The 25,914-nt window shown below is 61.7% G+C and carries 23 protein-coding genes; 11 read left to right on the top strand and 12 right to left on the bottom strand.

The window, feature by feature from the left end; translation table 11 throughout:
- Positions 1 to 11 precede the first annotated feature (11 nt).
- Genes AC097L_RS20255 through AC097L_RS20275 form a run of 5 tightly spaced genes read right to left on the bottom strand, consistent with a single transcriptional unit; the run spans position 12 to position 5,058 of the window.
- Positions 12 to 2,150, bottom strand: a complete 2,139-nt coding sequence (locus AC097L_RS20255) for a type IV pilus secretin PilQ (protein WP_479588523.1) — start codon at positions 2,148 to 2,150, stop codon at positions 12 to 14.
- A complete protein-coding gene (locus AC097L_RS20260; RefSeq protein WP_479588524.1) occupies positions 2,147 to 2,689 on the bottom strand; it encodes a pilus assembly protein PilP in 543 nt (180 codons plus the stop codon). Before AC097L_RS20260 ends, AC097L_RS20255 begins: the two co-directional genes overlap by 4 nt.
- Positions 2,686 to 3,357 (bottom strand): type IV pilus inner membrane component PilO, encoded by a 672-nt coding sequence (locus AC097L_RS20265; protein ID WP_479588525.1) that lies wholly within the window; start codon positions 3,355 to 3,357, stop codon positions 2,686 to 2,688. The genes AC097L_RS20260 and AC097L_RS20265 overlap by 4 nt, the downstream gene beginning before the upstream one ends.
- 10 nt (positions 3,358 to 3,367) lie before the next feature.
- The gene (locus tag AC097L_RS20270) at positions 3,368 to 3,982 is read right to left on the bottom strand and encodes a PilN domain-containing protein (RefSeq protein ID WP_479588526.1); all 615 of its coding nucleotides are present in this window, start codon (positions 3,980 to 3,982) and stop codon (positions 3,368 to 3,370) included.
- Complete coding sequence (locus tag AC097L_RS20275) at positions 3,979 to 5,058, bottom strand: pilus assembly protein PilM (RefSeq protein ID WP_479588527.1); 1,080 nt, start codon at positions 5,056 to 5,058, stop codon at positions 3,979 to 3,981. Before AC097L_RS20275 ends, AC097L_RS20270 begins: the two co-directional genes overlap by 4 nt.
- A 222-nt stretch (positions 5,059 to 5,280) precedes the next feature.
- Here AC097L_RS20275 and AC097L_RS20280 point away from each other — a divergent pair, with 222 nt between their 5' ends.
- A complete protein-coding gene (locus AC097L_RS20280; protein WP_479588528.1) occupies positions 5,281 to 7,674 on the top strand; it encodes a penicillin-binding protein 1A in 2,394 nt (797 codons plus the stop codon).
- On the opposite strand, the gene cyaY is transcribed toward AC097L_RS20280, so the two are convergent.
- Complete coding sequence (gene cyaY, locus AC097L_RS20285; RefSeq protein ID WP_479588529.1) at positions 7,664 to 8,002, bottom strand: iron donor protein CyaY; 339 nt, start codon at positions 8,000 to 8,002, stop codon at positions 7,664 to 7,666. The two genes, AC097L_RS20280 and cyaY, sit on opposite strands and share 11 nt — an antisense overlap.
- Before the next feature lie 11 nt (positions 8,003 to 8,013).
- Here cyaY and lptM point away from each other — a divergent pair, with 11 nt between their 5' ends.
- Positions 8,014 to 8,214, top strand: a complete 201-nt coding sequence (gene lptM / locus AC097L_RS20290; RefSeq protein WP_479588530.1) for an LPS translocon maturation chaperone LptM — start codon at positions 8,014 to 8,016, stop codon at positions 8,212 to 8,214.
- A gap of 135 nt (positions 8,215 to 8,349) precedes the next feature.
- Complete coding sequence (lysA, locus tag AC097L_RS20295) at positions 8,350 to 9,636, top strand: diaminopimelate decarboxylase (protein ID WP_479588531.1); 1,287 nt, start codon at positions 8,350 to 8,352, stop codon at positions 9,634 to 9,636.
- A gap of 86 nt (positions 9,637 to 9,722) precedes the next feature.
- Here the strand turns inward: lysA and AC097L_RS20300 are convergent, their stop codons facing one another.
- Positions 9,723 to 10,679: a sugar kinase gene (locus tag AC097L_RS20300; protein ID WP_479588532.1), complete on the bottom strand. Its 957-nt coding sequence runs from the start codon at positions 10,677 to 10,679 to the stop codon at positions 9,723 to 9,725.
- A gap of 8 nt (positions 10,680 to 10,687) precedes the next feature.
- Positions 10,688 to 11,077, bottom strand: coding sequence for a RidA family protein (locus AC097L_RS20305; protein ID WP_479588533.1), 390 nt, complete (start codon positions 11,075 to 11,077; stop codon positions 10,688 to 10,690).
- A gap of 113 nt (positions 11,078 to 11,190) precedes the next feature.
- On the opposite strand from AC097L_RS20305, the gene AC097L_RS20310 reads away from it, so the two are divergent.
- The 8 genes from AC097L_RS20310 (at position 11,191) to AC097L_RS20345 (ending at position 20,554) form a co-directional block, all read left to right on the top strand.
- Positions 11,191 to 12,807 (top strand): ABC transporter substrate-binding protein, encoded by a 1,617-nt coding sequence (locus AC097L_RS20310; RefSeq protein WP_479588534.1) that lies wholly within the window; start codon positions 11,191 to 11,193, stop codon positions 12,805 to 12,807.
- Between the two features lie 165 nt (positions 12,808 to 12,972).
- On the top strand, positions 12,973 to 13,923 hold the full coding sequence (locus tag AC097L_RS20315; RefSeq protein ID WP_479588559.1) for an ABC transporter permease: 951 nt from the start codon (positions 12,973 to 12,975) through the stop codon (positions 13,921 to 13,923).
- A 29-nt stretch (positions 13,924 to 13,952) separates the two neighbouring features.
- Positions 13,953 to 14,786 carry an ABC transporter permease gene (locus AC097L_RS20320; protein WP_479588535.1) on the top strand — a complete coding sequence of 278 codons (834 nt, stop codon included), beginning with the start codon at positions 13,953 to 13,955 and terminating at the stop codon, positions 14,784 to 14,786.
- The gene (locus AC097L_RS20325) at positions 14,783 to 15,901 is read left to right on the top strand and encodes an ABC transporter ATP-binding protein (protein ID WP_479588536.1); all 1,119 of its coding nucleotides are present in this window, start codon (positions 14,783 to 14,785) and stop codon (positions 15,899 to 15,901) included. The genes AC097L_RS20320 and AC097L_RS20325 overlap by 4 nt, the downstream gene beginning before the upstream one ends.
- A complete protein-coding gene (locus AC097L_RS20330) occupies positions 15,898 to 16,896 on the top strand; it encodes an ABC transporter ATP-binding protein (RefSeq protein WP_479588537.1) in 999 nt (332 codons plus the stop codon). Before AC097L_RS20325 ends, AC097L_RS20330 begins: the two co-directional genes overlap by 4 nt.
- Positions 16,893 to 18,158, top strand: coding sequence for an alanine racemase (locus AC097L_RS20335; RefSeq protein ID WP_479588538.1), 1,266 nt, complete (start codon positions 16,893 to 16,895; stop codon positions 18,156 to 18,158). Before AC097L_RS20330 ends, AC097L_RS20335 begins: the two co-directional genes overlap by 4 nt.
- A 10-nt stretch (positions 18,159 to 18,168) precedes the next feature.
- Positions 18,169 to 19,107: a MurR/RpiR family transcriptional regulator gene (locus AC097L_RS20340; RefSeq protein WP_479588539.1), complete on the top strand. Its 939-nt coding sequence runs from the start codon at positions 18,169 to 18,171 to the stop codon at positions 19,105 to 19,107.
- A 1-nt stretch (position 19,108) separates the two neighbouring features.
- Positions 19,109 to 20,554 carry an N-acyl-D-amino-acid deacylase family protein gene (locus tag AC097L_RS20345; protein WP_479588540.1) on the top strand — a complete coding sequence of 482 codons (1,446 nt, stop codon included), beginning with the start codon at positions 19,109 to 19,111 and terminating at the stop codon, positions 20,552 to 20,554.
- A gap of 3 nt (positions 20,555 to 20,557) precedes the next feature.
- Here AC097L_RS20345 and AC097L_RS20350 read toward each other — a convergent pair whose 3' ends face one another.
- From AC097L_RS20350 to AC097L_RS20365, 4 genes are read right to left on the bottom strand one after another with little or no spacing between them, the layout of a single operon-like run.
- The gene (locus AC097L_RS20350) at positions 20,558 to 21,211 is read right to left on the bottom strand and encodes a protein-methionine-sulfoxide reductase heme-binding subunit MsrQ (RefSeq protein WP_479588541.1); all 654 of its coding nucleotides are present in this window, start codon (positions 21,209 to 21,211) and stop codon (positions 20,558 to 20,560) included.
- Positions 21,212 to 21,269: 58 nt separating this feature from the next.
- Positions 21,270 to 22,259 (bottom strand): protein-methionine-sulfoxide reductase catalytic subunit MsrP, encoded by a 990-nt coding sequence (msrP, locus tag AC097L_RS20355; RefSeq protein WP_479588542.1) that lies wholly within the window; start codon positions 22,257 to 22,259, stop codon positions 21,270 to 21,272.
- Between the two features lie 49 nt (positions 22,260 to 22,308).
- Positions 22,309 to 23,673 (bottom strand): c-type cytochrome biogenesis protein CcsB, encoded by a 1,365-nt coding sequence (ccsB, locus tag AC097L_RS20360; RefSeq protein WP_479588543.1) that lies wholly within the window; start codon positions 23,671 to 23,673, stop codon positions 22,309 to 22,311.
- 1 nt (position 23,674) lies between these two features.
- Positions 23,675 to 25,807 carry a cytochrome c biogenesis protein ResB gene (locus AC097L_RS20365; protein WP_479588544.1) on the bottom strand — a complete coding sequence of 711 codons (2,133 nt, stop codon included), beginning with the start codon at positions 25,805 to 25,807 and terminating at the stop codon, positions 23,675 to 23,677.
- Positions 25,808 to 25,914 lie beyond the last annotated feature (107 nt).

Here is a 25,914-nt window from a genome sequence, read left to right on the forward strand (position 1 = left end):
TTTAATTTCTTTTACCGCGACGCTGAGCGTTCAACAATCATTTTCGGCGTGATGAATACCAGCATTTCCTTTTTGGTACTGGCTTGCGATTTGGACTTGAATAGGTTGCCCAGATAAGGAATATCACCCAGCACAGGCACCTTGGTAATGCTGTCTGTCTCATCCAATGTAAAAATACCGCCAATTACCACTGTACCGCCGTTTTCTACCAAAACCTGCGTCTTAATATGTTTTGTGTCAATCGCGATACCCGCCGAGGTGGTTTCACCGCGGCTGTCTTTGTTGATGTCCAGATCGAGAATGATGTTGCCTTCAGGGGTGATCTGGGGGGTCACTTCCAGTTTCAAGTTCGCTTTGCGGAAGGCTACTGAAGTGGCACCGCTGGAGGTGGCTTGCTGGTAAGGGAACTCCGTACCCTGTTCAATCAGCGCCTTGGTCTGATCGGCGGTCACGATACGCGGGCTGGACACCAGCTTGCCCTTGCCATCGTTTTCCAGGGCTGAGATTTCCAGGTTCAAAAACCGGTTGGCAGCGCTACTAAAAATGGACAAAGCAAAAGCGGCTGCGTCATATCCACCCTGCCCCACGGCAGGCATATTCACGAAGTTGCTACTGGTGTCCACAGCCGAGCCACTGGAGCCATTGCTAGCGGTGACGTTGCTGTAACTGGTGCCTACCGTAAAACGGGTATTGCCAGAAAGTCCGTAGCTGCCAGCGGCCGTGCCTGCGGTGGTAGAGCTGCCTGCGGTGGTACCAAGCTTGATACCCAAGGATTTACCAAAGGTGTCGGAGGCCTCCACGATGCGGGCTTCGATCAAAACCTGGCGTACCGCGATATCGAGCTTTTTGATGAGGTCTTGCACTGCGGTGAGCCGACTCGGGATGTCGTTTACAAAAATTTGGTTGGTGCGGGGCTCTGAAATAACCGTACCACGGGCACTTAGAAAGCGCGGACCACCGCCCGTGGCGGCACCACTGCCTCCCAGTTGGGCGACGATGTCGGCGGCCTTTGCGTAATTGAGCTGGAATGACTGGGTTTGCAGTGGTTCCAAAGCTTGCATGGACGCTGCGGACTCCAGATCCTTCTTGGTACGTGCATCAATCTCGTCCTTAGGAGCAATCCACAGTACCGTACCCGACTTGCGCATACCCAAGCCTTTGGAGTCCATGATGATTTGCAGTGCCTGGTCCCACGGCACATCTTTCAGGCGCAGGGTGACCGACCCGGTAACGGAGTCAGAGGTGACGACGTTGAAGTTGGTGAAGTCGGCAATGACCTGCAGCAACGCGCGTACTTCGATGTTTTGAAAATTAAGCGACAGCGTCTCGCCAGCATAGCCAGGACCTTGAACCAACTTGGTGGGGTCCGTTTTTTGTTGCCGAATTTCAACGACAAACTGGCCGTCACTTTGGTAAGCACTATGGTCCCATGCGCCCTTGGGCTCGATGACCATGCGCACCCGGTCACCTGTCTGGGTGGTGGTGATGTTTTGCACCGGCGTACCAAAGTCGGCCACGTCGAGACGGCGACGCAACCCCTCGGGCAAGGTGGAGTTTAAAAACTCAACGACCAGGTTTTGCCCTTGTTGGCGCACATCCACGCCTACTTGGCTATTCCTCAAAGCCACAATAATGCGGCCCGCATTATCTTCCCCACGGCGAAAGTCGATATCTTTGAGCGGAGCTTTGTCTCGGCTGCCACTGTCAGCAAAAGTGGGGGTAGCGCTGGCCAAGGGTGCTGCTACTGCAACAGCATCCAACACCACCAGAATCGATTTACCTTTGAGTTCGGCTTTGTAGGAGGTGGCCTGCTTCAAGTTAAGCACGATACGCGAACGGTCGCCTACCTGGACCACGTTGATCGAACGCAGGTTGCCTTGGTTGACATCGACTGAAGACCGGCCAATACCGTTAGACACGCCCGGAAAATCGAGTGCAATACGGGCCGGTGATTGGATGGACACACCGGATGGCAATGCCGCCAATGGCTCGCTGAGGTCAATACGAATGACCTCGGCACCTCCTTGGATGGAGCCCGTGACGGACTCAATAGTGGCTTGCGCCTGCGCTGCCACCGAGGTTAGCGCCAATACCAGCGCTGCGGCCAATCGGTCTAGCATGTGCCACCCCATTCGATTCTGCTTATTCATTTCGCTCCCTCTTGTAGCACCAAACTAGCGGACCGCTCGACCCAATCTCCAGTCGAATCCTGCACAACTTCTCGTAACGTAATTTCCGACTCGTCAATCTTCATAACCCGTCCGTAGTTCAAGCCCAGATAGTTGCCCACGCGCACTTGGTAAAGAAGGTTGTCAATTTTGACCAACGCCACGGGTTGACCAGCCTTTTTCAAGCTTCCGACCATGGACATGGAATCGACCGGATAGGCTTCCAAAGCCTCTTTGCGGCGCGCCAACTCGGGCGCAATCAGCGCAGTATTGGCTACGCTCTGGGTAGAGTCCCGTTTGAGCGCCTGCGTCAACTTTTGCAGGCTAAACGGATCTACGGATCCCTCTTGAGTATAGGCCTGGGGGATGAATTTTTTAGGCTCCACCAGGGGCATCACTTTGGGGTGAACCTGGTTGCGCTGGTCGCTCATCCACTGGCGTAACTCGTCTTCGCCAGACATGCTGCACCCCGTCAATACCCCCCCCAAAACAGCCACCAAAAATAGAGGTGCCATTTTCATTTTTTGGCCCCTGGCTTTTGTGCTGCAATTTCGTCTGCATCTAGGTAGCGGAAAGTTCTGGCCGTGACTTCCATGGACAGCATGCCATCTTGGGTTGCATTCACAGGGTTAATCGATAAGTTGTTCAAGGTCACAATGCGGGACAAGTTAGCAACATCTGAGGCAAAAGCCCCCATGTCGTGGTATTTGCCCGTAACCCTCACAGAAATAGGAAGCTCAGCGTAGTAATCTTTCACAACCACTTGGCCGGGACGAAACAGCTCAAACTGCAAACTTCTGCCCAAACCAGCTTGGTTCACATCAGATAGCAAAGCGGCCATTTCGGCTTTACTGGGCAACTGCTTCTCAAGCTGGGTGACATATTGTTGAACTTGTTCGCGCTGCTTTTTAAGCGCCTCCAAGTTCACGGCCTTGCCCAACCGGGCGGTATAGGTTTCGCGTAACTGAACTTCTTTGGTTTGTTCGACGATCAACTCATCTTCGTAACTGCTCAGCCAGGCATACCAAAGGCCCGCAACCACGGCCAGTACCACCACAAGAAATAGCAAATAGCGTGGCACCGCAGGCCATACCGAGGGGTCGTTCGGATTCAGGTCGCGGAACTGCCTTTGCAAACGTTCCTGCAAGTCCTTGAAGTCGATATTCGATAGAGGTTTTTTTGTAGCCATGACACTTTTGCTAGGGGCTGACGACCGCAGCAGATGCCGCCGATTCAACGGTTTTTTGCACTTCACTGGAACGCATCAAACGTACCCGTAAATTGAATTTAGCCACCCGCCGCTGGTCACGCGGAGTCAAAGTCACGGTGCTGGCCACAATTTCCACCAAGTCAGGTTTCGACAGCCATGGTGTGTTGCTAGCCAAATTACGCAACAACTCTGATACGCGTTCATTGGACTGGGCTACTCCCTGGATGGTGACACTCTGATTCTCTTGCTTCAGGCTGGTGATGTAAGTTCCATCTGGCAGCTGTTTCACCAGTTCATTGAGCAAATGAACCGGTAGATTACGGTCTGCTTGCAGGTCTTCTACGGCTTTTTGGCGCTCAGTCAGTGCTTTGATTTCCGATTCGATGTTGGCAATTTCTTTGATTTGACCGTCCAGCACCGTGATTTCTTTGGTCAATATCACATTGCGCTCTTGCTGGCCCGATATCTGGGCCTCGAACCACAAAAACCCGGCACCGATCAGCATGGCACCGAGTAAAGCGGAAATCGCCAGCATCACCTGGAAGGTTTCGCGCCGACGCGCCCGTGCCGCCTCTCGGTGCGGCAATAAATTAATCAGGATCACTGCAGGAACCTCCGCATGGCCAGCCCACACGAGGTGAGGTAGGAGGGCGCTTCACGCAGCACTTTTTTCAGCCGGACGTCGTTGCCCATTTCCATCCCCTCAAAAGGATTGACCAGACTGCAGGCAAACGAAGCATGCTGTGTAACGGCCTCCGTCAGTCCGGGCAAAGCAGCCGAGCCACCCGCCAACAAGACATGGTCCACTTTATTATGCGGAGTACTGGTAAAGAAGAACTGCAATGCCCGGCCAATTTCCTGGGCCAGGCTTTCTACAAACGGCTCCAGCACCACGCTGCCGTAATCTTCCGGCAAGTCGCCGCTGCGCTTTTTAGTCTCGGCCTCTTCTTGCGAAAATCCGTACTGCCGCACGATCAGCTGGGTGAGTTGGGCACCGCCAAAAGCCTGGTCGCGTTCGTACAGGACTTCATCGTTGCAAATGACCTGCATGCTGGTGGCCAAAGCGCCCACTTCAAACAAAGCGACCAAAGCGTCCGTGCCTTTGTTGGCCATGCGCTCTATCAACCTGGAGGTCGCAAGCCGCGCCGAATAGGACTCAATGTCGAGAATCACAGGATTGAGGCCTGCGGCTTCGGCCAGGCCTTGGCGGTCTTGCACCTTTTCTTTACGCGATGCCGCAATCAACACATCAACATCGCCGATGGAACTGGCACTAGGCCCCACTACGCAAAAGTCAAGACTGACCTCATCGAGCGAAAAAGGGATGTACTGGTTGGCTTCTGACTCGACTTGTACTTCCAGCTCCATGTCCGACAAGCCACCCGGTAAAACAATACGTTTGGTAATCACTGCAGACGGCGGCAAAGCCATAGCTACATTTTTGGTGCGGGTGCCGCTTTTCTTGACCAGCCGGCGCATCGCTTCAGCCACTTCGTCAAACTTTTCGATATTGCCGTCCGTGATCCAGCCGCGTTCCAAAGGCTCAATAGCACAGCGTTTAAGCACCAGGTTCCCGACCGCATCATGGTCCAGCTCGACCAGCTTGAGACTGGACGAACTGATGTCAAGGCCCAGCAATGGCTGGGGTTTGCGACTGAACAACGATCCCAATGAGATCAAATCTTTCTCCCGGTACTGAGCAAAATGCTACAAAAATTAACATTTGACAGGGATGCTATCAGTAAGACTAACCCCCAGCAAAGCATATTTCCAAACGTAAATCTACAGAGCGTTGCCAAAAGTACACGCACGCTCTTGGCGGATAGCCCCGAGGGTAAGGGCAAAATGGGGGCGGCTTGCCTGTACTGGCCCTCCTTTTTTCTTTTCTGCTCGCTGTGACCTATGCCTTCAAAACCTCCGTCTAATACTTCCAATGCGGCTCCACGCTCCCGGATTCTGGTCTGGTCACTGCGCCTGCTGGGTTGGGGACTGGGCCTGGCACTGGCTGGCGCAGTGGCACTTGCTATGGTTATCGGCGTGGCACTGGCAGTGGCGTACCCCAATTTGCCCGATATTTCAGAACTATCGGACTACCGCCCGAAGTTGCCTTTGCGGGTTTTCTCGGTCGAAGGCACTTTGCTGGCCGAGTTTGGCGAAGAACGCCGCAGCCTGACCCCCATCAGGGACATCCCGCAGGTGATGAAAGATGCCGTGCTGGCGATTGAAGATGCGCGCTTTTACCAGCATGGCGGCGTAGACTACAAAGGCATGGTGCGTGCCGCCGTGGCCAATATGGGCCGCATGAAGAGCCAGGGTGCTTCCACCATCACCATGCAGGTAGCGCGCAACGTGTATTTATCGGCCGAAAAAAGCTACACCCGCAAGATTTACGAAATCTTGCTGACCTTCAAGCTTGAACACGCGCTGACCAAGGACCAGATTCTGGAAATCTACATGAACCAGATCTTCCTGGGCAACCACGCCTATGGCTTTGCCTCGGCAGCGGAAACCTACTTCGGCAAACCCCTGAAGAACCTCAGCATCGCCGAAGCCGCCATGCTCGCAGGCCTGCCCAAAGCCCCCTCGGCCTACAACCCGATCTCCAATCCCACCCGCGCCAAAATAAGGCAGCAGCACATCATTACCCGCATGGAAGAAAACGGCTTCATTACCGAAGACCAGGCCATCGCTGCCCGCAAAGAAGAGCTGCACGTGCGCTCGGGCAACGGCAGCGACCGCATCCACGCCGAATACGTGACTGAGACCGTGCGACAACTGATGTTTGCGCAGTACGGCGAAGAAACCTACACCCGCGGCCTGAACGTTTACACCACGCTCAAGGCCAGCGACCAGGATGCTGCTTACAAAGCCCTGCGCCGGGGCCTGATGGACTTTGAGCGTCGCCAGATCTACCGCGGCCCGGAAAAATTCGCCACCCTGCCTACCGACCCGGCCGAGCTGGACGACGCGATCGACGAAGCCCTGGTGGACCACCCCGACAACGGCGACGTGATGTCGGCCATGGTGCTGGACGCAAACCCTAAAAAAATTACGGCCGTGCGCCAGAACGGCGATGCGGTAGACATCACCGGCGACGGCCTGAAACCCGCGCAATCCGGTCTGGCCGACAAAGCCCCGCCCAACATCAAGATCCGGCGCGGCGCCATCATCCGCGTGATGAAAACAACCAAAGGCACCTGGGAAATTACCCAGCTGCCCGAAGTGGAAGGTGCGTTCGTGGCGCTGGACCCGCGCGATGGCTCCATCAAGGCCCTGGTGGGCGGCTTCGACTTTCAAAAGAACAAATTCAACCATGTGACCCAGGCTTGGCGGCAACCAGGCTCCAGCTTCAAGCCCTTTATCTATTCAGCCGCCCTGGAAAATGGCTTCACCCCCGCCACCATCGTCAACGACGCACCGCTGTTCTTTGACGCAGGTGTCACCGGCGGCCAGCCCTGGGAACCCAAAAACTACGACGGCAAGTTTGAAGGCCAGATGACGCTGCGCACCGCGCTGGCCAAGTCGAAGAACATGGTCTCCATCCGCCTGCTGCAAGCCATCGGCCCCAAGAAAGAGCAGGAATGGATCACCCACTTCGGCTTTGACCCCGAAAAGCACCCTGCCTACCTGACCATGGCGCTGGGCGCAGGTTCGGTCACGCCCATGCAAATGGCCTCAGCCTACGCGGTGTTTGCCAACGGTGGCTACCGGGTCAACCCCTGGCTGGTGGCCAAAGTCACCGACCAAAAAGGCAAAGTGCTGGTGGAAACCAAAGCTCCCGTCCTCGACGAATCGGTACGCACCATCAGCCCGCGCAACGCCTTCATGATGACCAATCTGCTGGGCGAGGTGACCCTGCGCGGCACGGCAGCGGCAGCCCAGCGCATCCTCAAACGCCCTGACGTGTACGGCAAAACCGGTACCACCAACGACTCTATTGATGCCTGGTTTGCAGGCTACCAGCCCACCCTGACCGCCATCACCTGGATCGGCTTTGATACCCCGCGCAACCTGGGCGCGCGTGAAACCGGTGGCGGCCTGGCCCTGCCGGTGTGGATCAACTTCATGGAAACCGCCTTGAGCGGCGTACCCGTGGTAGTGCCCGTGCCCCCGGAAGGCGTCACCAATGCCGGTGGCGACTGGTTCTATACCGAGTACGGTCGCAGCACCGGCGTGACCAGCTTGGGGGTAGACGACGGAACAGCGGCACCTGGTGGCGCAGGCAATGGTGCCGCTACACCGCCCCCGCCCCCCAACGAGGAGCGCAACCGCATCCTGGATTTGTTTAAAAATTAGCGGGCTTGAATTCCAGCGGCAGCCCGGACTGGGCGCTGGCATCGCGGGTCAAACTGGCAAAAAACTCGCCCTGGCCCTTGGTGTCCATCCACTGGGCGCTATCAAACTTATAGTGGTAGCCGCCCGACTTGGCGGCCAACCAGACCTCTTGCAGTGGCTTTTGCAGATTGATGATGATCTGGCTGCGGTTGGGAAAGGTCAAAGTGACCATACCGCCAGTGCGCTGGTTGTCAATATCGGCATCGGTGCTGTCGTTGATACGGTCGCAGCAGGCCTCCACGGCTTTGAGCAAAATTTCCGCGCGGTCCATGAATTCGGGGTCGGTCATACAATTTCGCCATGTTGAAGATAAGCCAAATTCTAGTCAGCCGCCCCGTCCTTGCCGCCGCCATGGTCGCAAGCCTTGCCATTTTGGGGGGCTGCGGCCAAAAAGGCGTGCTCTACCACCCCACGGAACCGGCCAGTACACACCGCGCCACGCTGCCCGAAACCCTCACGCCGGAGGTGCTGAAACCAGCATCCCCAGCCTCCGCGCCTTAATTTCAATAATTTGCAGGTGGTGCCTCCCGGAACCCTGCAAAACCCCGGCCATTCGCAGCAAGCACCATGTATTTGCTATGGATAGGCGCGGGCCACCGCACTACCATTGCGCAAACTTTTTTGCCTTTCACACCCATGACATCCCCCCTGCCCGGCCATCCCCACATCGCCTACCAACACCACGCATCGGGAAGCGCCCTGTGCATCGAAGGCCAGCCGCTCGCCGCCCTGGCCCAGGCCCACGGCACGCCGCTGTTCGTCTACTCCAAAGCCTCCATGCTGGATGCCCTGGCCGCCTACCAGCGCGGCTTTGCGGGCCGCAAGGCGCAAATTTGCTACGCCATGAAAGCCAACTCGTCGCTCGGCGTGCTACAGGTCTTTGCCCAAGCCGGTTGCGGCTTTGACATTGTCTCCAGCGGCGAACTGGCGCGGGTGCTGGCTGCCGGTGCCGTCGCCTCCAAAGTGATTTTTTCTGGTGTGGGCAAAACCCGGGCCGAAATGCGCCATGCGCTGGGCGTGGGCATCGGCTGCTTCAACGTAGAGAGCACCGCCGAGCTGGAGGTATTGAACGAAGTCGCCGGCTCCATGGGCCTGCGCGCGCCCATCAGCATCCGCGTAAACCCGAACGTCGACCCCAAAACACACCCCTACATCTCCACTGGGCTCAAGGGCAACAAGTTCGGCATTGCGCACGAAGAAACCCTGGCCACCTACCAGCGTGCTGCCAGCCTGCCCGGTCTGCGCGTGGTGGGCATCGACTGCCACATCGGCTCACAAATCACCGAGGAAACACCCTACCTGGACGCGATGGACCGCGTGCTGGACCTGGTGGATGCCATCGAAGCCACCGGCATCACCCTGCACCACATCGACTTTGGCGGCGGCCTGGGCATCCACTACCAGGACGACACCCCGCCCGCAGCCGACGTGCTGTGGCACAAACTGCTGACCAAGCTGGACGCACGCGGCTACGGCCAGCGCCAGCTGATGGTCGAGCCCGGCCGCTCGCTGGTGGGCAACGCGGGCGTGTGCATCACCGAGGTGCTGTACCTCAAGCCCGGCGAGCAAAAGAACTTCGCCATCATCGACGCGGCCATGAACGACCTGCCCCGCCCAGCGATGTACCAGGCCTTCCACCACATCGTACCGCTGGCCCCGCGCGCGGAGGCCACCACGGTGATGGACGTAGTCGGCCCGGTGTGCGAAAGCGGCGACTGGATTGGCCGCGACCGCGCGCTGGCGGTGCAGCCCGGCGACCTGCTGGCGGTACTGTCGGCAGGTGCCTACTGCATGAGCATGTCCAGCAACTACAACAGCCGGGGCCGCGCCGCCGAAGTGCTGGTGGATGGCAGCGCAGCCCATCTCATCCGCACGCGCGAGTCGATTGCGGACCAGATGCGCTTTGAAAATCTGGTTCGCTAAAAACTCCTTTTTATATAGCACCTTGTGCTTATAGGACTTGCACTATCTGCCATTTTCATGCCTGAATTCGGCATCAAAATCCAACGCTAGCCCATTGCCACCCGCACCTGTGCCTGGGTCGGCAAGGGCGCAACCGCACCAAAACCCTGCACCGCCAATGAAGCCGCCACATTGGCATAGCGGGTGGCGGCAAACACGCCGTCGCCCAGGGCCAACCGGGCCAGCAGGTTGCCGCAAAAGCAGTCACCCGCGCCCGTGGCATCCACGGCTTCAACAAGGCGGCCCTGCACCGCTTCGCGCCGCTGGCCGTCACTGACCAGCGCGCCCTTAGCCCCCAGCTTAAGCACCACCGATCGCGCACCCAGGCTGTGACCCCAGTCCACGATGGCCTGCGGGTCGGTCAAGCCGGTCAATTGCGTCACGTCTTCCAGGCTGGGCAAGAACACATCACACAGCGCCACGGCCTGCGCAATCGCCACACGGGCACGCTCCAGCGGCCACAGCCTCAGACGCAGGTTGGAGTCGAATGAGACGGTGGTGCCTGCCTCGCGTGCCCAGCGCATGGCGTCCAGCGCTGCCGCGCAAGCGGTGGTGGAGATGGCCAACGAGATGCCCGACACATGCAAGATATGGCTCTGCGCAATCCGCTCGCGCACCAACGGGCTCTGCACCCAGTCCAGCCCCATGCGGCTGGCGGCCGACCCGGCGCGCAGGTAGCTGAACTGGTGGCCGCGCGCGCCGTGGCTCACAAAGTACACACCGGTAAGGGCCTGGGCATCGCGCTCCACCGCGGCGGCGTCCACACCTTCGCGTTGCCACAGGTCCAGCAGTGCATCGCCAAACAGGTCCAACCCCAGCCGGGTGAGGTAGCTGGTGCGCGCCCCTGCCCGTGCGGCGGCAATGGCGGCATTGCTGGTGTCGCCACCAAAGCCTTGCAGGTACTGCGGCTGGCCGGGCTGGGTCTGGTTGAACTCCACCATGGCCTCGCCCAGGGCGACCACGTCGAAAGATCGGGGCAGGTGCTGCATGGCGAAAGGGGTCATCGCGGTGGCTAGCGAGGTTTGTAAGCCGTGACATCCATCTCGACTTTCGCGTCGATCATCAGGCGCGACTCCACGGTGGAGCGGGCCGGGCGGTGGGCGCCAAAACACTCCATATAGACCCGGTTAAAGCTGCCGAAATCGCGCGCATCCTCCAGCCACACGCTGACCTTGGCCACATCGGCCAGGGTGCAACCGGCCAAGGCCAAGGCCTCTTCCAGCCGCTGGAATACCCGGCGGGTTTGCGCCTCGATGCCCCCCACGATGACCTGGCCCTGCTCGTCGGTGGGCACCTGGCCCGAGACAAATACAAAGTCACCACAGCGCGTTGCTGGGGACAGCGGGCGTACCTGGCGGTCCGACGCTAGCAAGGGTTGACCCAACATTTCTACCTGAGACATGGCAACTCCAAAAATGTAATTAATTTACAAAAAAGAATGAATAATACCGTTTGACTTTTAAAAATCATTACTTTACGATTAAAAAATGTAATGTTATTACTTACGGAGCCACTATGCAACCCACGACTCTTGCGCCTTCCTCCCCCGTCCCATCGGCCTCAGCGGTCGCTGTACCCTCCCGCCGACGCTGGCTCAGCGCACTGGCCGTCACCGGTTCACTCGTCGGCCTGGGGGGGTTGCCGATGGCCGAAGCTCTGGCAGCCCCCGCCAAAGGTGGCGCAGCCAACCTGGCCATGGTGGGGGAACCGCAGGGCCTGGACCCGATGACCAGCACCGCCGACCTGGTGGGCACCATCATGCAACACGTGTACGAGCCGCTCTACACCTTTGACGCCAACTGGGCCATTGCACCTATGCTGGCCGAGAGCCTGCCCAGCGTGTCCAAGGACGGGCTGACCTACACCATCGCGCTGCGCAAAGGCGTCAAGTTCCACAACGGGCGCGACATGACCGCCGACGATGTGATCGCCTCGCTGGAGCGCTGGATGGCCGTGTCGCCGCGCGGCAAATCGGTCGGCAAGGAAGTGGCGTCGCTGCTAGCCAAAGACCCCAACAGCATAGAACTGAAGCTGAAAAACCCCTATGCCCCCCTGCTGGCCCAGCTGGCCCTGCCCAGCGGCATGGCGGCCATCATGGCCAAGGAAAGCATTGCGCCGCAGATTAAGGACTTCATCGGCACCGGCCCCTACAAGTTCAAGGAACGCCGCCCCGACCAGTACACCGTACTGACGCGCTTTGACGCTTACGCCGCCCGCAAAGAAGCCCCCAGCGGCTATGCGGGTCGCCGCGAGGCCTTGCTGGACGAGTTGCGCTTTGTGCCCGTGCCGAACGCCAACACCCGGGTCGAAGGGGCTTTATCCGGCCAGTTCCAGTACGCCGATCTGCTACCGGTCGAAGCCATCAGCCGGGTTGAAAAGGCCGGTGCCAACGTGGTGGTGCCCATCGTCACCAAAAACTTCGGCTTCCCCTACATCGTGTTCAATACTAAGGAAGGCGTGCTGGCCGCGCAGCCGCTGCGCCGTGCCGTGCAAACCGCCGTGGGTGAAGGCGAAATGCTGGCAGCAGGCTTTGGCGACAACCGCTTCTTCGTGGTCGAGCCCAACTTCTTCCCCAAGGGCACGCCCTACTTCTCCACCGCCGGGGACAAGCTCTACAACGAGCGCAATCCCCAGGCCGCCAAGGACCAGGCCGCCAAAGCGGGCTACAACGGCCAGCCGATCCGCATCATGGCCAGCCGCCAGTACGAGTTCCACTACAACATGGCGCTGGTGATGTCCGAGCAGCTGAAAAAAGCCGGGTTCAAAACCGACCTGCAAGTGGTGGACTGGGCCACGCTGGTACAGCGCCGCAGCGACAGCAAGCTGTGGGACGTGTACTTCACCCACTCCGGCCTGTTCCCCGAACCCATGCTGTCGCCGCCGCAGCTGGGTGACGGCGCGCCCGGCTGGTGGGACAGCGCGGCCAAGAAGACTACGCTCTCGGCCTTCAACCAGGAAAACAACCCCGCCAAGCGCGGCCCACTGTGGGGCGTAGTGCAGCAAACCATATACGACGAAGTGCCGTTCATCGAGGTCGGCAAGTTCAATGCGCTGTCGGCAAGGTCGGCCAAGCTCGAGGGCTACACCCCCGCCATCTGGCCGTTCTTCTGGAACACCGGTCTGGCGAAATGAACACCCCCAGGCTTGCCCACTTTGTGTGGCAGCGCCCACCCCCTTGCAGGGGGCAACACCAGCAGCCCGGCAAAGCCGGTTCTGCGGTGTTCGCGAAAGGGCTTCGCTGCGCTAGCCTCGGGGAAGACATGGTCCACGCCAGTCAACCAGGGTAAAAGGATTTAAATAATGCGCTTTTTGCTCCAACGTCTCGCCGGTGCCATGGTGGTGCTGGCCATCGTCGCCGTACTGGTGTTCCTGCTGACCCGCCTGGCCTCGGGCGACCCGGTGGCACTGCTGCTAGGCGACCAGGCCACGGTGGAAGACATCGCTCAGGCGCGGGTCCAGTACGGGCTGGATAAGCCCCTGCCCACGCAGTTTGTACTGTGGGTGGGCGAGCTGCTGCACGGCAACCTCGGCCAGTCGCTGTTTTTGCAGCGGCCGGTGGCGCAGGCGCTGCTGGAGCGGGCCGAGCCCACGCTGTTTCTGGCCCTGTTTGCGGTGGCCATTGCGGCGCTGATCGGCGTGCCCTGCGGCATGGCGGCGGCCATCTGGCGCGGTAGCGCGGCCGACCAGGGTTTGAGCGGCATCGCCATGCTGGGGGCCAGCGTGCCCAGCTTCTGGATGGGGCTGATCCTGATCCAGTTCTTTGCCGTGCACCTGGGTTGGTTTCCGGCCTCGGGCTATGGCGACCCCGGCATGCCGCTAGCCCAGCGGCTGTACCACCTGGTACTGCCCGCCATGGTACTGGGGCTGCTGAATTCGGCGCTCATCATCCGCTTCACCCGCGCCTCGATGCTGGATATTCTGGGCGAAGACTTTGTACGCACCGCCCGTGCCAAAGGCCTGCCCGAGCGGGTCATCATGGTCAAGCACGTGCTGCGCAACGCGCTAGTGCCCATCATCACCGTGCTGGGCCTGACGGTGGCGCTGATGATTGGCGGCACGGTCGTCACCGAGACGGTATTCAACCTGCCCGGCGTGGGCAACCTGGTGGTGCGCGCGGTGTTGCGGCGCGATTATCCCGTCATCCAGGGCACGCTGCTGGTGATTGCGGGCATTTATGTGGTGATCAATCTGGTGATCGACCTGCTCTACACCCTGGTCGATCCCCGCATCCGTTTGGGAGCCGCTTAATGCTATTTTTTTCAGAGCTACTTACGAAGATGCAGCCTACGCTACACCGTCTTTTTGCCCGTAAAGTGGTGTTGCTGGCGGCGCTTGCCCTGGCAGCTATCGTGCTCATCGCCACCGTCTTCCCCTGGGTGTCGGATGCCGATCCGAACGCGATTACGGTAACCGAGCGCTTGCTGGCTCCGAGTGGCGCGCATTGGGCGGGCACTGACGAGCTGGGCCGCGACGTGCTGTTGCGCATCGTCCATGGCGCACGCTACTCATTGCTGATTGGTTTTGTCACCGCCTTCGGGGCGGTGGCGCTGGGCACGTTGATGGGCATTCTGGCGGGCTTCTTCCAGCGGCTGGACGCGCCGCTGATGCGCCTAGTGGACGCCATGATGTCCTTCCCCGACATCTTGCTGGGCATTGCCCTGGTGTCGATCCTGGGCGTGTCGCTGTGGAACGTGATGCTGGCGCTAGTCATCGTCTACACCCCGCGGGTGGCCCGGGTGGTGCGCGCCGCCACCCTGGTACTGCGCGAGCTGCTGTTCGTGGATGCCGCCCGCGCCCTGGGCGTGCGCACGCCGCGCATTCTGTGGTCGCACATCCTGCCCAATCTGATGTCGCCCATCCTGGTGCAGGTCACCTTCATCTTCGCCTATGCGATTCTGGCGGAGGCCGGCTTGTCCTTTCTGGGCGTGGGCGTGCCGCCTGACATCCCCACCTGGGGCACGATGATTGCGGGTAGCCTGGAGCATGCCGACCGCGCGTTCTGGACCATTCTGTGCCCCGGCCTGGCGATTGTGTTGACGGCTCTCTCGCTGCAAATGCTGGGCGATGGCGTGCGGGATTTGCTCGACCCGAAGTTAAAGAAAACAACATGATGAATATCGCCCCCACGCTTGTCACTGCCCCGGGATCGGCGGCAGCCGATAACGCAGGTACTGCGCGGCCCGGCGCGGCGACAGCGCTCGCGCCGCGTCTCGAAGTCAAAGGCCTGTCCACCTCGTTTGCCACCGATGCCGGGCGCATCCAAAGCGTGGCCGACGTCTCTTTCACCATCGCCCCCGGCGAAACCCTGGCCCTGGTGGGCGAATCCGGCTCCGGCAAATCGGTCACCAGCCTGTCGCTGATGGGCTTGCACGCCAAAACTTCACAAGCCCGCATGGAGGGCGAAGCTTGGTTTGTGCGCCGCGACGGCCATCGCGTCAACCTGCTGGCGCTGGACGAGGATGGCAAACGCGCCCTGCGCGGCAACGAGATGGCGATGGTGTTCCAGGAGCCCATGACCAGCCTGAACCCGGTGCTGACCGTGGGCGAGCAGATCGCCGAATCGGCCCGCCTGCACCTGCAGCTGGACCGCCGTGCGGCCCTGGCCCACGCACTGCGCATGCTGGAGCTGGTGGAAATACCCGCCGCCGCCCGCCGCCTGTTTGAATACCCGCACCAGCTGTCGGGCGGCATGCGCCAACGCGTGATGATCGCCCTGGCCATGGCCTGCAGCCCCACGCTGCTGATCGCCGACGAGCCCACCACCGCGCTGGACGTGACCATCCAGGCGCAAATTCTGGCGCTGATGGGCCGGCTGCAAAAAGAGACGGGTATGAGCATTTTGTTCATCACCCACAACCTGGGCGTGGTGGCGCAGTACGCCGATACCGTGGCCGTGATGTACGCGGGCCGCATCGTCGAAGCCGCCAGCGTCCACGCCTTGTTTGCGCAACCCGAGCACCCCTACACTCGGGGCCTGCTGGCCTGCCTGCCCGGTGTGGCGCGGCAGCGGGCCGGGGGCATGGTGGCAGGGCAGCGTCCCAAACTGGTCGCTATTCCGGGCCAGGTGTCAAGCCCCTTGGCGCCCCCGCCCGGCTGCGCGTTTGCACCCCGCTGCGCCCAGCGCATGGCCGGGTGTGACAGCCAGATGCCCGCGTTAACAGCCCACGGTGAACGCCGCAGGGTGCGCTGCATCGCAGTGACCGCCCCCCTCCAGGAGGCCGCATGACATCCGCCGACAACCTGGTCGAAATCACCGGCCTGAGCAAATATTTCGGCAGCGGCAGCCACCCGGTCAAGGCCGTGGACGGCGTGAGCTTTGCCATCCGCCGAGGCGAAACCCTCGGGCTGGTGGGCGAATCCGGCTCGGGCAAAAGCACCATTGGCCGCCTGCTGACGCGCCTGGTCGAACCTACGGCGGGCCAGATGCTGTACAGCGGCCATGCAGCAAATGGCAGCCAGCCCGTCGATCTGGCCCGTCTGTCGCAAGCCCAATACCGGCCCTTGCGTTCCCAGATCCAGATCATTTTCCAGGACCCCTACGCCAGCCTGAACCCGCGCATGCGTATCCGCCAGGTGCTGGCCGAGGCGCTGGACACGCACGGCCTGGCCCAGGGCGCGGCACACCTGCCACGCATCCACGCCCTGCTGGAACAGGTGGGGCTGCGGCCTGAGCACGCCGAGCGCTTTCCGCACGAATTCTCAGGTGGCCAGCGCCAGCGCATCGGCATTGCCCGCGCACTGGCGGTAGAGCCGCGCTTCGTCGTGGCCGACGAGCCGCTGTCGGCGCTGGACGTGTCCATCCAGGCCCAGGTGGTGAACCTGCTGGGCGAATTGAAAGCGCAACTGGGCCTGACCTTGCTGTTCATCTCGCACGATCTGGACGTGGTGGAGTACCTGTGCGACCGCGTGGTGGTGCTCTACCTGGGCCGGGTGATGGAAATCGCCCCCACCCACGCGCTGTACGCCAACGCCCAGCACCCCTACACCCAGGCCCTGCTAGCCGCCGCCCCGGTTCCCGACCCGACCCAACGCCGTACCATTCCGCTGCTAACCGGTGACCTGCCCAGCCCGGCCAACCCGCCCTCGGGCTGCGTGTTCCGTACCCGCTGCCCGCAGGCGATCGAGGCCTGCACCAGCCACGACACCCCGCTGCGCGAGGTGCAACCCGACCACTGGACGGCCTGCTGGCGCACCGACCTAACCCCTGTATCCACCCTATGACCTTCACCCTCGACTGCAGCTTTAAGAGCTTCCCGCCCACCGCTGCGCCTTTGCAGAGTGATACCCTGGCCCGGCAGGGATGGAACCTGTTCGCCAACGACTTGGCGTTTCCGCTGGCCGTGGTCAACCGCTCCGCGCTGGCGCACAACATCGCCTGGATGCAGGCCTACGCCGAACGCAAAGGCGTGGCGCTGGCCCCGCACGGCAAGACCACCATGTCGCCCGAGCTGTTTACCCAGCAACTGGCGGCTGGTGCCTGGGGCCTGAGCTTCGCCACGGTCTACCAGGCCCGCGTAGGGGTGGCCGCCGGAGCGCGCCGCATCATCCTCTGCAACCAGGTGGTGTGCGATGCCGACTTTGATGCGCTGGCCGCATTGTTGGCCCGGCACGCGGATCTCAAAGTCTGGTTTCTGGTGGATTCGCTGGCGCAGCTGGGATTGATCGAAGACTGGGCGCACAAGCGCACCGCCACCATACCCTTCGATGTGCTGCTGGAAATGGGCATTCCCGGCCAGCGCACCGGCTGCCGCACGCTGATGGAAGCGATGGCCCTGGCCCGGGCGCTGGCCGCGTCCCCGGCGGTGCGCCTGGGCGGCATCGAATGCTACGAAGGCGGCGTGGCCCGCTGCGACAGCGCGCACGATGCCCGGGAAGTGACGGCCCTATTGCGTCGCGTTACCGAGGTGGTGCGGGCCGTGGATGCCGACAACCTGTTGGCAGGCGACGAGCTGCTGGTCACCGCCGGGGGCTCGGCCGTGTTTGACTTGGTGCTGCCGCTGCTGCGCACGCAAGGCCTGTCACGTCCGCTGCAAGGCGTGCTGCGCTCGGGCTGCTACATCACCCACGACCACGGCAACTACGCCCGATTTTTGAAGCAGCTGGAGCAGCGTGAGGGGCTGGACAGCTCCTTGCGCGCCGCATTGTCGGTGTGGACGCTGGTGCAGTCCGTGCCCGAACCCGGCCTGGCCCTGCTAACCTGCGGCCGCCGCGACATTTCTTATGACCTGGAAATGCCGCTACCGCATATGTACGCTGCACGAGGCGCTACGAAAACCATAGTAACCCCCGCGGATTGGCACGTCAGCGCACTGAACGACCAGCACGCCTACCTGCGCTTTTATCCAGCCGGTGTGGTGCCCCAGGTGGGCGACCGCGTGGTGCTGGGTATTTCCCACCCCTGCACCACCTTCGACAAATGGCGCTGGCTGGCCGTGGTGGAAGACGACGGTGCCGTCAGCGGTGCCATTCACACCCAGTTTTGAAGTCCCGCCTATGAACGAATCCTTACCCAACGGTACCGCCACCAAGGCCCTGTCCCAAGGCCTGCTGCTGCAACTACGTGAGCGCCTGCCCAGTCTGGCCACCGCCCAGCGCAAGGTGGTGGAATGTATGTTGCAAGACCCGGGTAGCGCTGCCGGAGCCACCGTCGAGCTGCTGGCGCAGACCGCACAGGTGTCCATGCCCACGGTGGTGCGCACCTGCCGCAGCTTTGGCTTTGAGACGGTGCGCGAATTCATGCTGGCCCTGGCGCAAGACCTTGCGGTGTCGGGCTCGCCACTGCACCGCAGCGTGCTGACCGGCGACTCGGCCCAGCAGGTGTCGGCCAAGATCATCCAGGCCGCCGTGGCATCGCTGACCGACCTGGGCCGCCGCATGGACACCGACATGGTGGAGCGGGTGGCCACACGCCTGGCCCAGGCCCGGCGCATCGACTGCTATGCCGTCGGGGCCGCATCCAGCTTCATGGCCAGCGAGCTGCAAAGCCGTTTGTTCCGCCTGGGCCGCACGGCGAATGCAATTTTTGATGCCCACCAGCAACTGGTATCCGCCAGCACGCTGGGGCCGGACGGCGTGGCGTTTGTGATCTCGCACGTCGGCCGCATGCCCTACACGCTAGAAGCCGCCAAGTTCGCCCGCGCCCAGGGGGCCACGGTGGTGGCCCTGACCCAGCCGGACACGCCCCTGGCGAAGATCGCTGACCTGGTGCTGGCCGTCTCCGTGCCACCCGATGCGGTGATGCGCGTCGGCACCGAGGCCTATCTGGCGCACCTGCTGCTGATTGAAATCGTGATGGTGCGGCTGGCCCAGCAACTCGGGCCCCAGGTGGCCCACGGCTTGCAACAGTTCAAGCAATTGCTGCACAAACATGGCTTTGACAGCGCCGAATACGCCGGTTTCACCGACTCTGCCGCATCCGAAGAAGGGCTTTGAGATGCACGCCACCCTGCTCCAGAACGGCCTGGTCGTCGATGGCCGCAACACTCCCGGCTGGCGCGGCGACGTGCTGCTGCAAGGCGAGCGCATCGCCGCCATGGGGCCACCAGGCACGCTGGATGCTGTCGGCGCGGTCGCGGTAGATTGCAGCGGCAAAGTCATCGCCCCGGGCTTTATCGACGTACACACCCACGACGATGCCGCCGCCCTCGACCACCCGGACATGCTGAGCAAGCTGTCGCAAGGCATCACCACCGTAGTGACCGGCAACTGCGGCATCTCGCTGGTGCCGGTGGTGTCCCAGGCCCCCGAAGCGCCCTTGTCGCTACTGGGCCGGCACCAGTTTCGTTTTGGCAGCATGGCGGCCTACGCCGCTGCGGTGGATGCCGCTCAGCCCGGTGTCAACGTGGCAGCGCTGCTGGGCCACACTGCCTTGCGCATGCGCCACATGGTGCAACTCGACCGCCCCGCCCTGCCGCAGGAGCTGGCCGCCATGGCGCAGGACATGCAAGAGGCCATGGACGCAGGCGGCCTGGGCCTCTCCAGCGGCGTGTTCTACCGCGAGGCTTTTGCGGCCGATACCGCCGAGCTGATCGCCTTGGCCAGCGTGGCGGCACGTGCAGGCGGCATTTACGCCACCCACATCCGCGACGAGCTGGCGGGCATCTTGCCGGCTCTGCAAGAGGCCGCGCTGACGGCGCGTCAGGCCGGTTTGCCGCTGGTGCTGTCGCACCACAAATGCGCCGGCCCGGCCAACTGGGGCCGCACGCGGGAGACCCTGCCGCTGATCGCCCAGCTGGCCGAGGCACAAGAGATTGCCATGGACGTGTACCCCTATACCGCGGGCTCCACCGTGCTGCGCGAAGACCTCGTGGACGGCGTAATCGACATCCTCATTACCGGCAGCCAGCCACACCCCGAGATGGCCGGGCGCTACCTGGCCGCCATCGCCCAACACTGGGGCGTGTCGCAGCAGGAAGCCTGCATTCGCCTAAAACCGGGCGGGGCCTGCTACTTTCAAATGCGCGAAGACGATGTGGAGCGGGTCATTGCCCACCCGTTGTCCATGATCGGCTCCGACGGCCTGCCGCACGATGAGCGCCCGCACCCCCGGCTGTGGGGCGCTTTTCCCCGCGTGCTGGCCCGCTACTGGCGGGAAAAAGGCGTATTGGAACTGGAGCAGGCGGTCCACAAGATGACCGGCCTGTCGGCGCGGCAGTTCCGGCTGGCCGAGCGAGGAACATTGCAAGTGGGGCATTTCGCCGATCTGGTGGTGTTCGATCCGCAAGCCGTACGCGACCTGGCCACCTTTGAAAACCCCGTGCAGTACAGCGCCGGGATTGAGCAGGTGTGGGTGAACGGGGTCCTCAGCTACACCGCCCAGGACCGGGCCACCGGGGTGCGGGCGGGGCGGTTTGTGCGGCGGGGCACCCCCACACTCTGATTTTTATAGCTGTATGCGCTGAGTGGGTGAGCGCTGCAGCCCTTTTTTCTTTAAATACTGGGCGACGCGCCAGCCCAGCAACACGGCGATGACGGCGGCGTACACCGCCACCTCGGCGAAGTTGTTCTTGCCCGCCCGCATCCAGAAAAAGTGCAGGATGCCCAGCCCGGCAATGCCGTACACCAGCTTGTGCAGGGTCTGCCAGCGCTTGGCGCCCATGGCCTTGATGGCGCGGTTGAACGAGGTGGCAGCCAGTGGGGTGAGCAGCACAAAGGCCAGGAAACCCACCAGAATGAAGGGCCGCTTGGCGATGTCGTGGGCAATGTCGCCCACGTCAAAACCCATGTCAAAGCCGCTGTAACTCAGCAGGTGGACCACCACGTAGAAGTACACGTACAGCCCAAACATGCGCCGAAAGCGCGCCAGGCCGGGGGTGTTGGTGATGGTGCGCAGCGGCGTGACGGCCAGCACGATGCAGATGAAGCGCAGTGTCCAGTCGCCGGTGGCGCGGATCAGGTGCTCGGCGGGGTTGGCCCCCAGTGTGTTGGCATGGCCCAACTGCGCCTGGAAGACGTTCCAAGCCAGCCACAAAAAAGGCAGCAGGCACAACAGAAAGACCACCGGCTTGGCGGCGGGGTGGAGCAAGAGCTTTTTCATGGCTTTTTATTGGTTGGGGACAGAGCTTCGCTTCGCTACGGTCTGTCCCGCAAGCGTTTTAGAAGTTTTTCTGCAGGTCCAGCCCGGCGTAGAGCTGACCGACCTGGGCTTCGTAGCCGTTGAACATCAGGGTTTTACGCTTCTTGGCGAACAGGCCGTCTTCGCCAATGCGGCGCTCGGTGGCCTGGCTCCAGCGCGGGTGGTCCACGTCGGGGTTGACGTTGGAATAAAAGCCGTACTCATTGGCGGCAGCCTTGTTCCAGGCGGTGGCGGGCTGCTTGTCGGTGAAGCGGATCTTGACAATGCTCTTGCCGCTTTTGAAGCCGTACTTCCAGGGCAACACCATGCGCACCGGCGCGCCGCTCTGGTTGGGCAGCACTTCGCCGTACATGCCGAAGGTCAGCAGCGCCAGCGGGTGCATGGCTTCGTCCATGCGCAGGCCTTCCACGTAAGGCCACTGCAGCACGCGGGAGCCTACAAAGGGCATGGTCTTGGGGTCGGCCAGGGTGACGAATTCGACAAACTTGGCCGCACTGGTGGGCTCCACCGCCTTGATCAGCGCGCTGAGCGAATAGCCTACCCACGGAATCACCATGGACCAGCCCTCCACGCAGCGCAGGCGGTAGATGCGCTCTTCCATGGGTGCGAGCTTGAGCAGGTCTTCCAGTGAGTATTTGGCGGGCTTTTTGACCAGGCCCTCGATCTCCACCGTCCATGGCGTGGTTTTCAGGGTGTGGGCGTTTTGCGCCGGGTCGGCCTTGTCCGTGCCAAATTCGTAGAAATTGTTGTAGGTGCTGGCATCTTTGTACGGCGTGATTTTTTCCGTCACTGTAGCCCCCGCCACCGCCGACTTGGCCCCCACCAGTGGGGCCAGCTTGCCAGAGCCTTCGGCCATCGCCTCGCGCCCCGCCCAGGTGGCCAATGCCGCCCCGGCCACGCCACTGGCCATCAGCTTGACCATATCGCGCCGCCCGGCGTACACGCGCTGCGGCGTGATCTCGCTAGGGATGGGGTGGAGAAATCCGTCGGAGTGGGTCTTGATCAACATGGGGCAAATCCTTGTGGTTTAGCTATGAGTCGTCCGAGAAGCAAAAGTCTTACAAGGTTCCGTAGCTGTGCAGGCCGCTCAGGAACATGTTCACGCCGAGGAAGGCAAAGCTGGTCACGCCCAGCCCGGCCAGAGCCCACCAGGCGGCTACCGTGCCGCGCAGGCCCTTCATCAGGCGCATGTGCAACCAGGCGGCGTAGTTCAGCCAAACGATCAGCGCCCAGGTTTCCTTCGGGTCCCAGCTCCAGTAGCCGCCCCAGGCCTCGGCCGCCCACAGGGCACCCAGCACGGTGGCGATGGTGAAAAAAGCAAAGCCCACGGCGATGGATTTGTACATCACGTCGTCCAGCACCTCCAGGCTCGGCAGGCGCGAGGCAATGCGCTTGCGGCCCCACAGGATGCTGCCCATGATGGCGGTTGACACCAGCAGGTATCCGGCCCAGTAGCTGCCGCCCGCGTCCGAGGTGGTTTTACGGAACACCAACGGAATAAAACACAGCACCACGCCCAGCAGCCACAGCGGGGTGAGCTTGTGCCAGCGGGTCTCGGCGGCCTGTTGCTTGATGAGGTAGGCAAAGGCCAGCATGGCGGCCAGCGAAAAGGTGCCGTAGCCGATGAAGTTGGCGGGCACGTGCAGCTTCATCCACCAGCTCTTCAGTGCCGGTACCAACGGCTGAATTTCATGCGCCTCGCGCACCACGGTGTACCAAAGCAAAAAGCCCACCGCCGCGCTGACCACCAGCATCACCATCGCGCCCATGGAACGGGTACGGTACTGGGCTTCGAAATACAGGTAGAAGGTAGAGGTAAGCCAGCAAAACAGCACAAATACTTCGTACAGATTGCTCACCGGGATGTGGCCTACGTCGGCCCCGATCAAGTAGCTCTCGTACCAGCGCACCATGGTTCCCACCAGGGCCATGGTCACTGCCGCCCAGGTGATGCGCGAGCCGATGGACTCCATGCTGGCGCTGTTGCTGCCGGATGCGGCCATGCCCAGCCAGTAAAAAATGGTAGCCATGAAGAACAGCACACTCATCCACAAAATAGCCGACTGGCTGGACAAGAAGTACTTCAGCCAGAACACGGTTTCCGAGCGTGGCAGGCTGCCCTGGCCGTCCCATTGGTAGCTTTGGTAGGACCATATGGCCAAGAGCGACAGCGCTGCCACGGTGAGCATCAGCACCCGCAAAGGCCGCCAGAACCAGCCGATCCAGATGGCTGCAGGCATAGCAGCCACCAAGATGCCTTTTTCGTACACGTCCATGTAGGCCATATAGCGGCTGAACACAAACAGGCCGCCGGCCGCCACCAGGGCGGCAAACAGCCAGTCGAAGGGGCTGCGGCGGCCCCAATAGGCCTCGTTGAGCTGGATGGTGGTGGCGGTACTTGTGGATACGGTAGTGGTGGTCATATCAGTCTTTCGCCCCAATCAACTTGTCTTTGAGGTGGTCAAATTCGCGGTCGCCGTCCATGGTCTTGCGGTTGGTGGACAAGGCCATGCTGGCTTCGGTACCGCCCTGTCCCTCGCCACTTCCCTGGCTGAGCCAGATCCAGACACGGCGTTCGCGGATGTACAGCATCGCAAACACGCCCAGGATCAGGAACGCACAGCCAAGATACACCACCTTCTTACCGGGTGCGCGGGCCACCTGGAATACGCTGGCCTGCACCTGGGTGAAATGGGTCAGCCCAAAGGCCATGGGCGCGGGGTAGAACTGCACATCGCTCAGGGCCAGCACGGCCTGGGTCATGTAGCCCTGGGTTTTTTCTGAAGGCTCCAGGGGCGGCAGCCCGGCCTGGGTTTGGGTGGTTTGCAATAGCTCGAACAGCACGCCGTTCAAGATGCGCACCAGCACCGAACCGGCTTTTTCCCGTTCGGCCTCGGGCACATTGGCTTCGATGAAGTCGGCAATCGCCTGCAAGCCGCCCTTGGCACTCTTATTGCCAGGCTCGCCACCGGCAAACAGGGTCAGGGCGCGGTTGGCAGACACGCTGAGTTGCTGCGCCAGCTCGGGCCGCGCCGGGTCTACCGCCTTGGTGGCGTAGCGCTGCACCGCCTGGGCACGCAGGGCCGGGTCCAGCAGCGCGGTGCGCAGGCGGGTGAAGCTGTCCATACTGCCCTCGCCATCCACGGGAATGCGCAGGTAGCGGAAAGTGTCGGCCGGGTTCTCGCGCATGCCCAGCAGGTAGACCGGCACGCCGTCTCCGGTGTCCACCGGCAGCATGTAATTGTGGAATTCGCGGGCCTGACCTGCGGCATCGCGCAGCTTGTAGGTGATGCTGGGGCCGACGTTGCGCAGCACTTTCTGGGTTTGTGTCTTGTTGGCCGCGCCCAGGCGCGAGTCGATGGCGTGGCGCAGATCGACACCGCGCACGTCGGCGCCCGAGGCGGTGGGGTCGGAGCCGAAGTTCTCTACGTTGATGACACGCAGGGCGGTGTACTCCAACGCGAGCTTGTCGCCACCGGCACCCTGGGTGAGCTGGGACGTGCCACCAATGGTGCCTTCGATCTCGAACGGTTTGGTGGCCGCGCCCATGGGCATGGACCGTAACGACACCTTGGAGCCGCCGTCGTCAAAACTGGACTGGTAAATCTCCACGCCCTTGTAGTTGGCAGGGTGGTTGACCTCGACCCGGGCCGGAATGGCAGCCCCGGTTTCCTTGTCGTGGATGACGATTTCGCTGGCAAACAGCTTGGGCATGCCGGTGGAGTAGTACTCGACGATGAATTTCTTCAGCTCGATGGCAAACGGCAGGTCTTGCAGCACCACGCCTTCGGCCTGGTTCAGGATGGCGGTGCTGGACTGCGACCCCTCGGCCACCAAAATGTTGCCGCGAAAGGTCGGGTTGTTGGGGCCCAGGCGGTATTCGGCGGGCACATCGGCAATCAGCCCGCCGCCCTTGTAGACCGACTTGCCGTTGAGAAGCATCTGCGCCTTGACCACCAGGTCGCCGTCGAACAGGCCGCCCAGGCAGATCAGCACGATGGCGCTGTGGGCGGCGATATAGCCGAGCTTGTTGGCGGCACCGGCCTTGGCGGCCACCATCCAACCCGTACCTTGTGATCCTTCACGCTGCTGCAGCTTGACCTTCCAACCGCCGCTGACCAGGGTCTGGCCGATGCGCCGGGCCGCCACCTCGGGTGCTTCGGCCAACGTGGCCTGGGCGTGGTGGGCAAAGGCTTTCAGGCTCTGGGCGCGGATGTTTTCCTTAAAAATTTTGAAGTCAGCCAAGATCTTGGGCGTGCTGCGCGCAATGCACAGCGAGGTGCTGAGCACCAAAAACGCCAGAATCAGCATGAACCACCAGGCGCTGTACACCGTGGTCAGACTGGCCGCCGCAAACACCTGGGCCCAGAACGGCCCGAACTGGTTGACGTAGTTGACCAGCGGCTCCTGCTGCTTGAGCACCGTGCCAATGACCGAGGCGATGCAGATGACGGTCAGCAGCGAGATCGAAAACCGCATCGACGAAAACAGCTCCACTGCAGCGCGCAGGGCATGGGAGCGGGTTTTGACGCGAACGCCGTGGGTGCTAACAGACATGGGGGAGTCACTACTTCAATAACAAGAATCAAAAAGGGCGGGCCATCCTGGATGGCCCGCCCTTTTTAGGGTGTCAACAGGGCGCTTGGTTCCCTAGAAACCGCTGC

Source organism: Rhodoferax sp. RT5P35 (assembly GCF_056521385.1).

Excerpts from the sequence above, each read along its gene's own strand:
- AC097L_RS20255 (WP_479588523.1), bottom strand. The coding sequence starts at position 2,150 with ATGAATAAGCAGAATCGAATGGGGTGGCACATGCTAGACCGATTGGCC.
- AC097L_RS20260 (WP_479588524.1), bottom strand. The coding sequence starts at position 2,689 with ATGAAAATGGCACCTCTATTTTTGGTGGCTGTTTTGGGGGGGGTATTG.
- AC097L_RS20265 (WP_479588525.1), bottom strand. The coding sequence starts at position 3,357 with ATGGCTACAAAAAAACCTCTATCGAATATCGACTTCAAGGACTTGCAG.
- AC097L_RS20280 (WP_479588528.1), top strand. The coding sequence starts at position 5,281 with ATGCCTTCAAAACCTCCGTCTAATACTTCCAATGCGGCTCCACGCTCC.
- cyaY (WP_479588529.1), bottom strand. The coding sequence starts at position 8,002 with ATGACCGACCCCGAATTCATGGACCGCGCGGAAATTTTGCTCAAAGCC.
- lptM (WP_479588530.1), top strand. The coding sequence starts at position 8,014 with ATGTTGAAGATAAGCCAAATTCTAGTCAGCCGCCCCGTCCTTGCCGCC.
- lysA (WP_479588531.1), top strand. The coding sequence starts at position 8,350 with ATGACATCCCCCCTGCCCGGCCATCCCCACATCGCCTACCAACACCAC.
- AC097L_RS20300 (WP_479588532.1), bottom strand. The coding sequence starts at position 10,679 with ATGACCCCTTTCGCCATGCAGCACCTGCCCCGATCTTTCGACGTGGTC.
- AC097L_RS20305 (WP_479588533.1), bottom strand. The coding sequence starts at position 11,077 with ATGTCTCAGGTAGAAATGTTGGGTCAACCCTTGCTAGCGTCGGACCGC.
- AC097L_RS20310 (WP_479588534.1), top strand. The coding sequence starts at position 11,191 with ATGCAACCCACGACTCTTGCGCCTTCCTCCCCCGTCCCATCGGCCTCA.
- AC097L_RS20320 (WP_479588535.1), top strand. The coding sequence starts at position 13,953 with ATGCAGCCTACGCTACACCGTCTTTTTGCCCGTAAAGTGGTGTTGCTG.
- AC097L_RS20325 (WP_479588536.1), top strand. The coding sequence starts at position 14,783 with ATGATGAATATCGCCCCCACGCTTGTCACTGCCCCGGGATCGGCGGCA.
- AC097L_RS20330 (WP_479588537.1), top strand. The coding sequence starts at position 15,898 with ATGACATCCGCCGACAACCTGGTCGAAATCACCGGCCTGAGCAAATAT.
- AC097L_RS20335 (WP_479588538.1), top strand. The coding sequence starts at position 16,893 with ATGACCTTCACCCTCGACTGCAGCTTTAAGAGCTTCCCGCCCACCGCT.
- AC097L_RS20340 (WP_479588539.1), top strand. The coding sequence starts at position 18,169 with ATGAACGAATCCTTACCCAACGGTACCGCCACCAAGGCCCTGTCCCAA.
- AC097L_RS20345 (WP_479588540.1), top strand. The coding sequence starts at position 19,109 with ATGCACGCCACCCTGCTCCAGAACGGCCTGGTCGTCGATGGCCGCAAC.
- AC097L_RS20350 (WP_479588541.1), bottom strand. The coding sequence starts at position 21,211 with ATGAAAAAGCTCTTGCTCCACCCCGCCGCCAAGCCGGTGGTCTTTCTG.
- msrP (WP_479588542.1), bottom strand. The coding sequence starts at position 22,259 with ATGTTGATCAAGACCCACTCCGACGGATTTCTCCACCCCATCCCTAGC.
- ccsB (WP_479588543.1), bottom strand. The coding sequence starts at position 23,673 with ATGACCACCACTACCGTATCCACAAGTACCGCCACCACCATCCAGCTC.
- AC097L_RS20365 (WP_479588544.1), bottom strand. The coding sequence starts at position 25,807 with ATGTCTGTTAGCACCCACGGCGTTCGCGTCAAAACCCGCTCCCATGCC.